Genomic DNA, 13,244 nt, shown 5'->3' on the forward strand with positions numbered 1-13,244 from the left:
GCCAACGCGCGTACCTGGACGTGCGAATGGTGGCGGTGGTGGTGAGCACCGACGAGATCCGGCTGGCGCGGGCCTATCTCTCCCGGGTTGCCGAACCGCCCGCCGCGGCGCTCGTCCGGTTCGTCGCCGAGGTCGGGCCGGTTCGGGCTGCGGAGTTGGTTCGGGCGGGCGAAGTCCCGGCCGCCGTCGACAGCCAGACCTCCGCGCGGCGGGCGTTGGACTTGGCCGAGCAGGACTTGGCGGCCGCCGCCAAGGTCGGGGGCCGGTTGTTGGTCCCCGAGGACGACGAGTGGCCCCGGTGGCCGTTCAACGCCCTGGCCATCGCCGCCGCGAACGGCTTGCGGTGCGGGTTGGAGCCCTTGGCGCTGTGGGTTCGGGGCGATGCCGACCTGGCCGCGATCACCGAACGGGCCGTCGCGGTCGTGGGCAGTCGGGCGTCGTCCGGATACGGGCAGCACGTCGCGGGCGAGTTCGGGTTCGGGTTGGCCGAAGCCGGGGTCACGGTGGTGTCCGGCGCCGCCTACGGCATCGACGGCGCGGCCCACCGAGGCGCCATCACGGCCGGTGGCCTGACGATCGCCGTGCTGGCCTGCGGCATCGACGTCGCCTACCCGGCGGGCCACCGCGCGTTGCTGGAGCGCATCCCGAGCCACGGCCTGCTGGTGAGTGAGTACCCACCAACGCACACGCCCGCCCGGCACCGGTTCCTGACGCGGAACCGGCTCATCGCGGCCCTCGCCGAGGGAACCGTGGTGGTCGAAGCGGGCCGTCGCAGCGGGGCCAAGAACACCGCCGCGTCGACAGCGGCGCTCGGGCGGGTGCTCATGGCGGTTCCCGGGCCGATCACGTCGGTCAGCTCGTCGGGTTGCCACGAACTGCTGCGCTCGGGCATCGCGTTGCCGGTGACCAGCGTCGCCGAGGTCATCGAGTCGACCGGACGGCTCGGCGTCGACCTGGTCGAGGCCACCCGGAACACCGACACGGGCCCACCGCAGGGCGACGCGATGAGGGTCTTCGAGGCGCTGGGCCTGACGTCCGGGTACAGCCCGGAGGCGATCGCGGTGGAATCCGGCGTCGAACTGGCCCGAGTGCGCGGTTTGCTACCTCAATTGGAACTAGCGGGTCTCGCCGAACGGTCCGAGACCGGTTGGAAGCGCTCCCAGGAGGGGAGTTGGCGTGGCGATACTTGACCAAGAGCGCTTGAGGGCGGAGCGTCAGGGGCTATGTCCCCGCCGCCGCCCGCCCGGACACGTCGTGTCGACCTGGTTCGCCTGCGTCGCGCGTTGCCCGCGGACGTGGCGGCGTCCCTGGACCGCTACGAACGCCACCTCGCGATGGAGCGCGGCCTGTCGCCGCACACCGTTCGCGCGTACCTCGGCGACGTGGTCGCCCTGCTGGTCCACTTAGCCGACGGCACACCCGACGACGCGGCCGTGGAAGCGATCGACCTGCCCGGGCTGCGGTCGTGGTTGGCCTCCCAGCACTCCGCCGGCGCCGGCCGCACGACGATGGCCCGCCGTGCCGCCTCCGCCCGGACGTTCACCGCGTGGGCCTGCCGCACCGGCCTCCTCCCCACCGACCCGGGCCTTCGGCTCAGCGCACCCAGACCGCACCGAACCCTTCCCGCAGTGCTGCGGGCCGACCAGGCCGGCGCTGCCATGGCCGTTGCCGAACTTGGTGCGGAACAAGGCGATCCGGTTGCGCTGCGTGACCAAGCCGTGGTGGAGTTGCTGTACGCAACAGGTGTCCGGGTCGCCGAGTTGTGCAGTCTCGACCTCGACGACGTGGACTACTCCCAAAGGGTGATTCGGGTTCTGGGCAAGGGTAGTCGCGAACGCACCGTGCCGTTCGGCGTTCCGGCCGAACGCGCTATACGGCGCTGGGTGGAATATGGCCGATCTGCCCTGGTCAACGACCGTTCACACCGCGCACTGCTACTCGGTGCGCGCGGCGGCCGGCTCGACCCGCGTACCGCCAGGAGAGTTGTCCACGATGTAGTGGGTGCGGTCACGGGAACGGCTGACACCGGTCCCCACGGCCTACGTCATTCCGCGGCCACGCACCTGTTGGAAGGGGGAGCGGACCTGCGCACCGTCCAGGAGCTCCTTGGTCACGCTACGCTCGCAACGACTCAGCTCTACACACACGTCACCGTCGAACGGCTGAAGGCGATCCATGACCGAACCCACCCCCGCTCCTGACGTCGCAGGGGGAGGTTCGCGGACCGCAACCGTGACCTCTCCCTCCGCCGCGCACGTCGGGACCTCGTCGGCGGCGCGCACCCCGGCTGGGACGAACGGTCACCACGTCGGCGAGGAGCCGCTGCGCACGAACGGGCACAGCGTGCCCGCGGTCGTCGGCAGGCCCGCGCACGCGGCGTCGGAGTCGCGCACCGCCGATGACGTGGAAGCCGGGATCATCGGGTTGTGGCACACCTACGGCGAATCGCGGTTGCAGGGTCTGCGGGACCGCCTCGTGCTGCACTACGCGCCGCTGGTGAAGTACGTCGCGGGCCGGGTCGGCACCGGTCTGCCGGCGCACGTCGACGTGGCTGACCTGATCCAGTCCGGCATCTTCGGCCTGGTCGACGCCATCGAGAAGTTCGAGCCCGAGCGCGGCCTGAAGTTCGAGACCTACGCGATGCAGCGCATCCGCGGCGCGATCCTCGACGACCTGCGCTCGCAGGACTGGGTGCCACGCTCGGTCCGCAGCCGGGCACGCGACGTCGAACGGGCCCTGGAGCGCCTCGGCGGCCGCCTGCAACGCACGCCGACCGACCGCGAGCTCGCCGTCGAGCTGAAGATCGGGCTCGGCGAGCTGCGGGAGCTCTACGCCCAGCTCCAGCTGACCAGCGTGGTGGCGCTGGACGAACTGATCGCCGCAGGCCGCAACACCGGTGGTGCCGGCTCGTCGCTGGCCGAGTCCCTGCCCGACGAGGGCGCGGAGGACCCGATCGCGACCCTGGTCGACCAGGACAGCCGCCGCCAGCTCGCCGACGCGATCGCCCAGCTCGCCGAACGCGACCGCGTCGTGGTCACCCTGTACTACTTCGAGAACCTGACGTTGGCCGAGATCGGCAAGGTCCTCGGCGTCACGGAATCCCGCGTGTGCCAACTGCACACCCGCGCGGTGCTGCGGCTGCGCACCAAGCTGAACGAGCAGCTAGAGGCTTAGGCCGGGCTTGCCGCCGCCGGTCGGTACGAAGCCTCCGCGCACCATGCGCCGCCGCTGGTGTCGAGTGCGGCAAAGCGGTGAGCAATAGCGGTGAGCAATAGCGGTGAGCAATAGCGGTGAGCAATAGCGGTGAGCAATAGCGGTGAGCAAAGCGGTAGCCAGGGCGGCAGTCGGTCTTGGCTGGCGGCGTGCGGGTGCTGGGTGCGGGATCCGGTGGGGTGGGCGGGCCCAGTGCGTTGTGCCTGACCTGGGGGAGTGCGGACACGGTCGGGGTCGGGGTCGGTCGGCGAGGGATTAGCCGTGGGTTGGCCTGGGCAGTAGGCGGACTCGGCCGTTGGTCAGCAGGTGCAGTGGGTTCAGGTACGTGCGGGACTTCGGTGGGGCCGTGCGGATGGCGCCCCAGTGGAGGCAGGCCTCCTCGGGGCAGCCCTCGTGACCTGGGCGCAGGGTGCCGATGCGGTCCCCTCGGCGGACCGGCTGGCCTCGGCGGACGGTCGGGTCCACCGGCTCGTACGTGGTTCGCAGGCCGCCCCGGTGCAGCAGGGACACGACCGTGCGGTCGGCGACCGGGCCCGCGTGCACGACGACCGCGTCCGCCGTGGCCAGGACCGGGGCGCCGGGTGGTGCGGCCAGGTCGACGCCGCGGTGGCCGGCGGCGTACTGCGTCGCCGGTGGCTCGAAGGCGCGGACCACCTGGTGCGGTGGTGCCAGGGGCCAGGCGTAGCGCGGTGGGCGGGACGCCTGGGCGGGCGTGGCGGCCGGGGTCAGGGGTAGGGTCGACAGCGCTGTCAAGGCCAGGACCAGCAGTGTTCGCATGGTGGGAGTCATGGGTCCAGCGTTGCCGTGCGGACCGGGGGCTACCAGTGGGTTCTCCGGAACTGTGGACAACTCGCAGGGCTGTGGACAACTCCAGGCCCGGTTCGTGGTTCCCGGCCCTTCCGGCGTACACTCGGTCCGCGGCCCGTGTGACTGCGGGGCGACTTCGCGTGCCAATGCAGATTCGACCGGTTTTCGGTGTGGTCGAGTCACGGCGTCCGGCGGTCCTGAGGCGACACGTCCTCCGGTTCGGACGGCGGCAGGGGCACCAGGGCGGCGGTCCGACCCGGCCCGCCGCGACGAACCGGAACGCGCGCCGGCCTCCCGCCAGGCGCGCCTGAACGAAGAGGTGCGAACCCGGCCATGGCCGTCGTCACCATGAAGCAGCTGCTCGACAGCGGCGTGCACTTCGGGCACCAGACCCGCCGCTGGAACCCGAAGATGAAGCGCTACATCTTCACCGAGCGCAACGGCATCTACATCATCGACCTCCAGCAGACGCTGACCTACATCGACCGGGCTTACGAGTTCGTCCGGGAAACGGTCGCGCACGGTGGGTCGATCCTGTTCATCGGCACCAAGAAGCAGGCGCAGGAGGCCATCGCCAACGAGGCCCTCCGCGTCGGCATGCCCTTCGTGAACCAGCGCTGGCTGGGCGGCATGCTCACCAACTTCTCCACGGTGCACAAGCGCCTCCAGCGGCTCAAGGAGCTGGAGTCGATGGAGCAGACCGGCGGTTTCCAGGGTTTCACCAAGAAGGAAATCCTGATGATGAACCGCGAGAAGGACAAGCTGGAGCGCACGCTCGGCGGTATCCGCGACATGTCCAAGGTGCCCAGCGCCGTGTGGATCGTGGACACCAAGAAGGAGCACATCGCCGTCGGCGAGGCGCGCAAGCTGAACATCCCGATCGTGGCGATCCTCGACACGAACTGCGACCCGGACGAGGTCGACTACCCGATCCCGGGCAACGACGACGCGATCCGGTCCGCCGCGCTGCTGACCAAGGTGGTGGCCGAGGCCGCCGCCGCCGGTCTGATGGCGCGCTCCGGCGCCCGCACCCAGGCCGCCGACGGCGCTGACAAGCCCGAGCCGGGCCAGGACGAGCCGCTGGCCGAGTGGGAGCAGGAGCTGCTGGTCGGCGCCGACGCGCCCGCCGCGCCGGCTGCCGCCGCCGACGCCCCCGCTGCCGAGGCGCCCGCCGCCGAGGGCACCGAGGCCGTCCAGTCCTGATCTGCGCGCACGCCGCGCCTGCCCTGATCACGGCGGGCGCGGCGTGCGCACAGCACCAGCACTGACCAGCTCGACACCGCACCACCCCAGCGCGTACACGCGTCGGCGAGCGAAGCCGACGACCAGACCGCAGAAGGAACGGAAATCGCACGATGGCGAACTACACCGCCGCTGACGTGAAGCGCCTCCGCGAGCTGACCGCCGCGGGCATGATGGCCTGCAAGAAGGCGCTCGAGGAGACCGACGGCGACTTCGACAAGGCGGTCGAGCTCCTGCGCATCAAGGGTGCGAAGGACGTCGACAAGCGCGCCGAGCGCACGACCTCCAACGGCCTGGTCGTGGCCGAGGACGGCGTGATGATCGAGCTGCGCTGCGAGACGGACTTCGTCGCCAAGAACGCCGACTTCCAGGAGCTGGCCTCCCGGATCGTCGCGGTCGCCAAGGCCACCCGTCCGGCGGACGTCGAGGCCCTCAAGGCCGCCGAGCTCGACGGCAAGGGCATCGACGCGGTCGTCCAGGAGTTCTCCGCCAAGATCGGCGAGAAGCTGGAGCTGGCCAAGGTCGCCGTCTTCGACGGCACCGTGACCACCTACTTGCACCGCCGTGCCGCCGACCTGCCGCCCGCCGTCGGCGTGGTGGTCGAGTACACCGGCGACAACGAGGACGCCGCCCGCGGCGCCGCGATGCAGATCGCCGCGATGCGTCCCCGCTACCTCACCCGCGACGAGGTCCCCGCGGACGTGGTGGCCAACGAGCGCCACATCGCCGAGGAGACCGCGCGCGAGGAGGGCAAGCCGGAGGCGGCGCTGTCCAAGATCGTCGAGGGTCGCGTGAACGGCTTCTTCAAGGACGTCGTGCTCCTGGAGCAGTCGTCCGTGACGGAGTCCAAGAAGACCGTCAAGGCCGTGCTGGACGAGGCCGGTGTCACCGTGACCCGCTTCGCCCGGTTCGAGGTCGGCCAGGCCTGATTCGCGTGAGGGCGGGGTTGCGCGCAGACGTCGCGACCCCGCCCTTGCCGTGTCCAGAGGAGTACCTGTGAGCGCAGAGGTAGATCACCCGAAAGCGGATCAAGCCGACGACGAGCCCATTCACGGCTACCGCCGGGTGATGCTCAAGCTGGGCGGCGAGATGTTCGGCGGTGGCGGTGTCGGCGTCGACCCCGACGTCGTGCAGACCGTCTCGCGCCAGATCGCCGCGGTCGTCCGGACCGGGGTCCAGGTCGCGGTCGTCATCGGCGGCGGCAACTTCTTCCGCGGCGCCGAGTTGCAGCAGCGCGGCATGGACCGCAGCCGCGCCGACTACATGGGCATGCTCGGCACCGTGATGAACTGCCTCGCCCTGCAGGACTTCCTGGAGCGCGAGCACGGCATCGAGACCCGGGTGCAGACCGCCATCACGATGGGCCAGATCGCCGAGTCCTACATCCCCCGCCGGGCCATGCGGCACCTCGACAAGGGCCGCGTGGTGATCTTCGGCGGCGGCGCCGGCATGCCGTACTTCTCCACCGACACCACCGCCGCGCAGCGCGCGCTGGAGATCGGCTGCGAGGTCGTGCTGATGGCCAAGGCCGTGGACGGCGTCTACACCGCGGATCCCAAGATCGACCCGGACGCGCTGATGTTCGACAACATCACCCACCGGGAAGTGCTCGAACGCGGCCTGAACGTCGCCGACGCGACCGCGTTCAGCCTGTGCATGGACAACAACATGCCGATCATGGTCTTCAACCTGCTCACCGAGGGGAACATCGCGCGAGCCGTGCGTGGTGAGAAGATCGGCACACTGGTGAGCACCCCCGGTGGTCGCCCGTCCTTCTAGACCTGCTGGGATTCGAGCCGAACTGCGCACACCAAGGGAGTCAGTCGTGATTGACGAGACCCTCCTCGACGCCGAGGAGAAGATGGAAAAAGCGGTGTCCGTGGCGAAGGAGGACCTGGCCGCGGTGCGCACCGGCCGTGCCAACCCCTCGATGTTCTCCCGCATCGTGGTGGAGTACTACGGTTCGCCCACCCCGTTGAACCAGCTCGCCAGCGTCGCCATCCCGGAGGCGCGCATGGCGGTGATCAAGCCCTACGACGCCACCCAGCTCAACGCGGTCGAGAAGGCCATCCGCGACTCCGACCTGGGCGTGAACCCCAGCAACGACGGCTCGATCATCCGCGTGGTGATCCCGCAGCTGTCCGAGGAACGCCGCCGCGAGATGGTCAAGGTCGCCAAGGGCAAGGGCGAGGACGCCAAGGTGTCCATCCGCAACATCCGCCGCAAGGCCAAGGAAGAGCTGGACCGCCTGGTCAAGGACGGCGAGGTCGGCGAGGACGACGGCACCAGGGCCGAGAAGGAACTGGAGAACGTCACCCACCGCTACGTCGCCCAGATCGAAGAGCTGGTCAAGCACAAGGAAGCCGAACTGCTAGAGGTCTAGGTGGTCACGTCGGGTTCGGCGGGTCGGGTCACCGGCCGCGCGCGTTGCTTGGCCGGTGGACGGTCGTGATAGGAGCACAACAGGTGTCAGGCGGCGGTGACCAGGGCGCGCCGGAGAAGAGCGCGTCACGGGCGGGGCGCAACCTGCCCGCGGCCATCGCCGTGGGCGTCGGCCTCGGCGCGGTCATCCTCGTCGCGCTGCTGACGGTGCGCGAGCTGTTCGTCGGCGTCGTCGCGGTCGCGGTCGGCGTCTCGATGTACGAGCTGACGGGCGCGTTGCGGCGTGGCGCGGGCATCCGGGTGGCACTGCTGCCCGTGCTGGTGGGCGGGCAGGCCGTGGTGTGGCTGGCCTGGCCGTACGAGCGCGGCGGCGTGCTCGGCGCGTTCGTGGTGACGATCCTGGTGTGCCTGATCTGGCGGCTCAAGGACGGCGCGGACGGCTACCTGCGTGATGTCACCGCGTCCATCTTCACGGTCGCCTACGTGGCCGTGTTCGCGTCCTTCGCGGTCATGCTGGTCGTGCCCGACGACGGCGTGTTCCGCGTCCTGGCGTTCCTGATCGGCGTCGTGCTGTCCGACACCGGCGGTTACGTGGCCGGCGTGCTGTTCGGCAAGCACCCGATGGCCCCCACCATCAGCCCCAAGAAGTCCTGGGAGGGCTTCGCGGGCTCGATGGTGGCGGGCATGGCCGGTGGCGCGCTGACCGTCGGCCTGATGCTGGACGGCCAGTGGTGGCAGGGCGTGCTGTTCGGCGCGGCCCTGGTCGTCACCGCCACCGCGGGCGACCTGGTGGAGTCGCTGATCAAGCGCGACCTCGGGATCAAGGACATGGGCACGCTCCTGCCCGGTCACGGCGGCCTGATGGACCGGATGGACTCGCTGCTGCCCTCGGCCGTCGTGGCCTGGCTGCTCCTGCACGTATTCGTGTAGTAGTGCCCGGCCCGCACACCGAGCCGCCATCCGCGGAGCAGGGCCGATCAGTCGTCGTAGGGGTCGTCCACTCGGCTGTCGGTGTCTTCGTCCTCCGGCAGCGGGGTGGTGCGGGAGGGGTCGATCACCGAGAACACGGCGCCCGTGTGGTCGGCGACGACGGTGATCCGGCCGAACGGCGTGTCGTACGGCTCCACGGTGACGCGTCCGCCCAGCTCCAGGACCCTGGACGCGGCGGAGTCCGTGCCGATCTCCGGTGCTGCGGTGAAGTAGATCATCCAGTGCGCGGGGGTGTCCGGCGCGAACGCCCGGCCCATCCGCTGACGCCCGAGCACGGTGTGGCCCTGGACGCCCCAGATCGTGTAGTCGACCGCCTGGCCGTCACCGATCTGGGTGATCTCGTACCCGCACAGCTCGCCGAAGAACTCGTCCGCGGTCTGGCCGTCACGCGTGTTCAGCTCGGCCCACGCGTACGCGCCGTGCCCATCGGTGCCGAACACCCAATCAGGTGGAACGTGTCGGAACCCGACCACCGCTCCGGTCGGGTCGGCGAGCACGGTCACGGTGTCCGACGGCTCGCCGAGCACCACCCCGCCCAACGCGTGCGCCTTCTCGGCGGTGGCCCGGGCGTGCGGCGTGTTCAGGTACAGCGTCCACGCGCTCGGCTCGGCGGCGACCACCAACTCGGCCACCGGCAAGCCGTCCACCAGCGCGATCGTGCCGCCGCCCGAGTCCGAGAAGTACCAGCCGAACAGGCCCGAGTAGAAGTCGGTCGTGGCCTGGAGGTCCGTGGTGGCGAGGTCGACCCAGCACGGTGCGCCGTGGTGCAACTCGGCCAAAGCGGGAGAATTGGGGACGATCGACACCTGATACCTCCTGCCAGCCGCCCTTTTCGATCACGCTACGGCTCTAGAGTCGTCCCGTGAAGGGATTCGTCCGCGCCGCGTTGGCCGCCGTGCGCCCCGTCGACGTGCTGCCGAGCCCGAACATCTGGCACTGGCCGGAGGTCTACGAGGTCGAGAACCGCGCCCAGGACGTCGACGGAGCCATCTGGAGCGCGCTGCGCGAGGAGTGCGACTGGGCCGGGCAGGACGTGGTCGACGTCGGCTGCGGTGACGGGTTCCACCTGCCGGTCTTCGCGCGGGAGGCGCGCTCGGTCATCGGGGTCGAGCCGCACCCCCCGCTGGTGCGGCGCGCCCGGGCACGGGTGGCGGAGGTGCCGAACGCCGAGGCGGTGGCCGGTCCCGCGCAACGCCTGCCGCTGCGCGACGCGACCGCCGACCTGGTGCACGCGCGCACGGCGTACTTCTTCGGCCCCGGCTGCGAGCCGGGCATCCACGAGGCCGAACGGGTGCTGCGGCCCGGCGGCGCGCTCGCCATCGTGGACCTCGACGGCCTCGCCGAACCGTACGGGCCGTGGTTGTGCGCCGACGAGCCCCGCTACAACCCCGTGGACGTGGAGCGGTTCTTCGCCGCCCAAGGGTTCTCGTTGCGGCGCGTGCGCGCGCTGTGGCGGTTCGAACGGCGTGCGGACCTGGAGGCCGTGTTGCGCATCGAGTTCTCCGAGGCGATCGCGGAGAAGGCCCTCGCGCACACGCCCGGCCTGTCGTTCGAGGTCGGCTACCGCCTGCACGTGAGGCGCAAACCGGCCGGGATTGTGCTGCCCTGAGAACGCTCACATAGGATCCGGACCGTGGAGAACAGGAACGCGGGCAGGGTTGGCCGGCAGGTCGGCGTCGTGGGGCTCGGCTGCTGGCAGCTGGGCGCGGACTGGGGCCAGGTCGAGGAGTCCGACGCGCTGGCGGTGCTGCACGCCGCCGCCGACACCGGGGTGAACTTCTTCGACACCGCCGACGTCTACGGCGACGGCCGCAGCGAGACCCTGATCGGCAAGTTCCTGCGCGAGCGCGGCGACGCGGGCATCACGGTGGCCACCAAGATGGGCCGCCGGGTCGAGCAGACGCCGGAGAACTACACCCGCGCCAACTTCCTGGCCTGGAACGACCGGTCGCGCGCCAACCTGGGCGTCGACACGCTCGAACTCGTGCAGCTGCACTGCCCGCCGACCCCGGTCTACTCGACCGACGAGGTGTTCGACACGCTCGACGAGATGGTGCAGGCCAAGCGGATCGCCGCGTACGGCGTGAGCGTGGAGACCGTCGAGGAGGCGCTGACCGCGATCGCCCGACCCGGCGTCGCGAGCGTCCAGATCATCCTGAACGCGCTGCGGCTCAAGCCGTTGGAGCGGGTGCTGCCGGCGGCGGCGGAGGCGGGCGTGGCGATCATCGCCCGCGTTCCGCTCGCCTCGGGGCTGCTGTCGGGCAAGTACAGCGCGTCGACCACGTTCGGCGCCGACGACCACCGCAACTACAACCGCAACGGTGACGCGTTCGACGTCGGCGAGACGTTCTCCGGCGTGCCGTTCGAGGTCGGTCTGCGGGCGGTGGAGCGGCTGCGGCCCCTGGTGCCCGCCGGTGCGACCATGGCGCAGTTCGCGCTGCGGTGGATCGTGGACCAGCCCGGCGTCACCGTGGTCATCCCCGGCGCCCGCAACGCCGAGCAGGCCCGTGCCAACTCGGCCGCCGCGGACCTCGCCCCGCTGTCGGCGCAGGCCCAGGACGAGGTGCGCGCGGTGTACGACGAGCTGATCCGGCCGCTGGTCCACGACCGCTGGTAGGTCAGTCCTCCGGGTTGTCCTCTTCGACGTCGAACTCGCCGAGGATCGCGTACAGCTTGCGGCGGGCCTCGCCGAGGACCTCGACGGCCCGCGCCTGCTGTTCCCGCGTGCCCGCGTGGGCCATCTGCTGCATCGCCGCGCCGAGGTGGCGTGCGGAGGTGCGCAGCTTCGCCGCGTGCGCGTCGAGGTCGTCGTTGACCTGCTGCCACGGCGGCACGCCTTCGTGCTTGGCGGCCTCCGCCCGGCCGGACTCGGTCAGCGTGAACAGCTTCTTGCCGCCCGCCTCCTCGGTGGAGGCGACGAGGCCCTCGTCGGCCAGCATCTGCAATGTGGGGTAGACCGAACCCGGGCTGGGCCGCCAGAGGCCGTCGGTGCGGCGGCCGATCTCCTGGATCATCTCGTAGCCGTGCATGGGGCGTTCGGCGAGCAGCGTGAGCACCGCCGCGCGGACGTTGCCCTTGGGCTGCCTGCCGCCGCGCCCCCTGCCCCTGCCCCGGCCGTGCCCGAAGAAGCCCGGCGGCTCCGGCGGCATCATCGGGGGACCGGGGAACGGGCCGCCGCGGTCGAAACCGCCGCCGAAGCCGTGCCCGGGGTCGCCGAAGTCGTGCTCGCGGTGGTGCCTGTGCCCGCGGTGCCCGTGTCCGTGATTGCGTCCGTGGATGAACATCTCTACTCCTTGTTCCGATCGGTTGCGACGTGTCGACGATATATCGGAACGTATCGCGATGCAACGGTGATGTCGCTCGCGGCGGGGGTGTCCACGCACACGGGCCGTGCGGTCCTGGGCACCGCGCGCTCGTGGGACACTGGAAGGCGCTATGACTGCCCTCCCCCTCGTCTTCGACGCGCCCAAGCGCGGGCTGCCGCCGCGCCACCTCGCCGACCTGTCCGCCGACCAGCGCCGGGAAGCCGTCGCCGCGCTCGGTGAGAAGCCGTTCCGCGCCGCGCAGCTGTCGAACCACTACTTCGGCCGGTTGACCGTCGACGCCGACGCGATGACCGACATCCCCGCCGCCGCCCGGGACCGCCTGGTGGCCGACCTCATGCCGCCGTTGTGGACCGAGCTGCGCAGCGTCGAGGCCGACGGTGGCTCGACGCGCAAGACGTTGCTGCGGGCGCACGACGGGACGTTGGTCGAGAGCGTCCTGATGCGCTACCCCGACCGCGCCACGCTGTGCATCTCGTCGCAGGCGGGTTGCGGCATGGCGTGCCCGTTCTGCGCCACGGGACAGGGCGGGCTGACCCGCAACCTGTCCACGGCGGAGATCGTGGACCAGGTGCGGCGCGGTGCGGCGGCCATGCGCGACGGCGAGCTGCCCGGTGGGCCGGGTCGACTGTCCAACATCGTGTTCATGGGCATGGGCGAGCCGCTGGCCAACTACAAGCGCGTGGTGGAGGCGGTGCACCGGATCTGCGACCCGGCCCCGGACGGGTTGGGGATCTCGCAGCGCTCGGTGACGGTGTCGACGGTGGGCCTGGTGCCGGCGATCCGGAAGTTGACCGAGGAGGACCTCCAGGTCCGGCTGGCCGTGTCGCTGCACACGCCGGACGACGAGCTGCGTGACACGTTGGTGCCGGTCAACACGCGGTGGAACGTGGCCGAGGTGCTGGAGGCGGCGCGCGGTTACGCCGACCGGACCGGCCGGCGGGTGTCCATCGAGTACGCCCTGATCCGCGACATCAACGACCAGCCGTGGCGTGCGGACATGCTGGGCAAGCTGCTGCGCAGGCACTTGGGCCGGCTGGTGCACGTGAACGTGATCCCGCTGAACCCGACGCCGGGCTCGAAGTGGGACGCGTCACCGAAGCCGGTGGAACGGGAGTTCGTCCGCCGGGTCAACGACCAGGGCGTGGCCTGCACGGTCCGCGACACCAGGGGCCAGGACATCGCCGCCGCCTGCGGCCAGCTCGCCGCCGAGGGCTAGTCCCTCGATCGGCTGGTTCGTCCCCCGGCGGGGCGCAGCTGCCGACCGGCCCCGGGTGAGGGGCCGGT

The 13,244-nt window shown here is 70.9% G+C and carries 14 protein-coding genes; 11 read left to right on the top strand and 3 right to left on the bottom strand.

Annotated features, from left to right (window positions below):
• Positions 1-41: 41 nt before the first annotated feature.
• From dprA to ACYVLT_RS20555, 3 genes are read left to right on the top strand one after another with little or no spacing between them, the layout of a single operon-like run.
• The gene (gene dprA / locus ACYVLT_RS20545) at positions 42-1,190 is read left to right on the top strand and encodes a DNA-processing protein DprA (protein WP_461122254.1); all 1,149 of its coding nucleotides are present in this window, start codon (positions 42-44) and stop codon (positions 1,188-1,190) included.
• A 33-nt stretch (positions 1,191-1,223) separates the two neighbouring features.
• On the top strand, positions 1,224-2,201 hold the full coding sequence (locus ACYVLT_RS20550; protein ID WP_461121794.1) for a tyrosine recombinase XerC: 978 nt from the start codon (positions 1,224-1,226) through the stop codon (positions 2,199-2,201).
• A complete protein-coding gene (locus ACYVLT_RS20555) occupies positions 2,176-3,174 on the top strand; it encodes a FliA/WhiG family RNA polymerase sigma factor (protein ID WP_461121795.1) in 999 nt (332 codons plus the stop codon). Before ACYVLT_RS20550 ends, ACYVLT_RS20555 begins: the two co-directional genes overlap by 26 nt.
• 294 nt (positions 3,175-3,468) lie before the next feature.
• On the opposite strand, the gene ACYVLT_RS20560 is transcribed toward ACYVLT_RS20555, so the two are convergent.
• Entirely contained in the window at positions 3,469-3,990 is a 522-nt protein-coding gene (locus tag ACYVLT_RS20560; RefSeq protein ID WP_461121796.1) for a M23 family metallopeptidase, read from the bottom strand.
• 363 nt (positions 3,991-4,353) lie between these two features.
• On the opposite strand from ACYVLT_RS20560, the gene rpsB reads away from it, so the two are divergent.
• The 5 genes from rpsB to ACYVLT_RS20585 all read left to right on the top strand — a co-directional run bounded on the left by rpsB (position 4,354) and on the right by ACYVLT_RS20585 (position 8,574).
• The gene (rpsB, locus tag ACYVLT_RS20565) at positions 4,354-5,223 is read left to right on the top strand and encodes a 30S ribosomal protein S2 (RefSeq protein ID WP_360447262.1); all 870 of its coding nucleotides are present in this window, start codon (positions 4,354-4,356) and stop codon (positions 5,221-5,223) included.
• A gap of 152 nt (positions 5,224-5,375) precedes the next feature.
• A complete protein-coding gene (tsf, locus tag ACYVLT_RS20570; RefSeq protein ID WP_461121797.1) occupies positions 5,376-6,191 on the top strand; it encodes a translation elongation factor Ts in 816 nt (271 codons plus the stop codon).
• A 139-nt stretch (positions 6,192-6,330) separates the two neighbouring features.
• Positions 6,331-7,041, top strand: a complete 711-nt coding sequence (pyrH, locus tag ACYVLT_RS20575) for a UMP kinase (protein ID WP_141984185.1) — start codon at positions 6,331-6,333, stop codon at positions 7,039-7,041.
• Positions 7,042-7,087: 46 nt separating this feature from the next.
• Positions 7,088-7,645 (top strand): ribosome recycling factor, encoded by a 558-nt coding sequence (gene frr / locus ACYVLT_RS20580; RefSeq protein ID WP_053721506.1) that lies wholly within the window; start codon positions 7,088-7,090, stop codon positions 7,643-7,645.
• A gap of 83 nt (positions 7,646-7,728) precedes the next feature.
• On the top strand, positions 7,729-8,574 hold the full coding sequence (locus ACYVLT_RS20585) for a phosphatidate cytidylyltransferase (RefSeq protein WP_461121798.1): 846 nt from the start codon (positions 7,729-7,731) through the stop codon (positions 8,572-8,574).
• 47 nt (positions 8,575-8,621) lie between these two features.
• Here ACYVLT_RS20585 and ACYVLT_RS20590 read toward each other — a convergent pair whose 3' ends face one another.
• A complete protein-coding gene (locus tag ACYVLT_RS20590; RefSeq protein ID WP_461121799.1) occupies positions 8,622-9,440 on the bottom strand; it encodes a VOC family protein in 819 nt (272 codons plus the stop codon).
• Between the two features lie 56 nt (positions 9,441-9,496).
• Between ACYVLT_RS20590 and ACYVLT_RS20595 the strand changes: the two genes are divergently transcribed.
• Both ACYVLT_RS20595 and ACYVLT_RS20600 read left to right on the top strand, forming a co-directional pair.
• Positions 9,497-10,243, top strand: a complete 747-nt coding sequence (locus tag ACYVLT_RS20595) for a class I SAM-dependent methyltransferase (protein WP_461121800.1) — start codon at positions 9,497-9,499, stop codon at positions 10,241-10,243.
• A gap of 24 nt (positions 10,244-10,267) precedes the next feature.
• The gene (locus ACYVLT_RS20600) at positions 10,268-11,251 is read left to right on the top strand and encodes an aldo/keto reductase (protein WP_461121801.1); all 984 of its coding nucleotides are present in this window, start codon (positions 10,268-10,270) and stop codon (positions 11,249-11,251) included.
• Between the two features lies 1 nt (position 11,252).
• On the opposite strand, the gene ACYVLT_RS20605 is transcribed toward ACYVLT_RS20600, so the two are convergent.
• Positions 11,253-11,918, bottom strand: a complete 666-nt coding sequence (locus ACYVLT_RS20605) for a PadR family transcriptional regulator (protein WP_461121802.1) — start codon at positions 11,916-11,918, stop codon at positions 11,253-11,255.
• Positions 11,919-12,069: 151 nt separating this feature from the next.
• Between ACYVLT_RS20605 and rlmN the strand changes: the two genes are divergently transcribed.
• Complete coding sequence (gene rlmN / locus ACYVLT_RS20610) at positions 12,070-13,176, top strand: dual-specificity RNA methyltransferase RlmN (RefSeq protein WP_461121803.1); 1,107 nt, start codon at positions 12,070-12,072, stop codon at positions 13,174-13,176.
• The last annotated feature ends 68 nt before the right edge of the window (positions 13,177-13,244 follow it).

This window comes from Saccharothrix stipae (assembly GCF_054781895.1).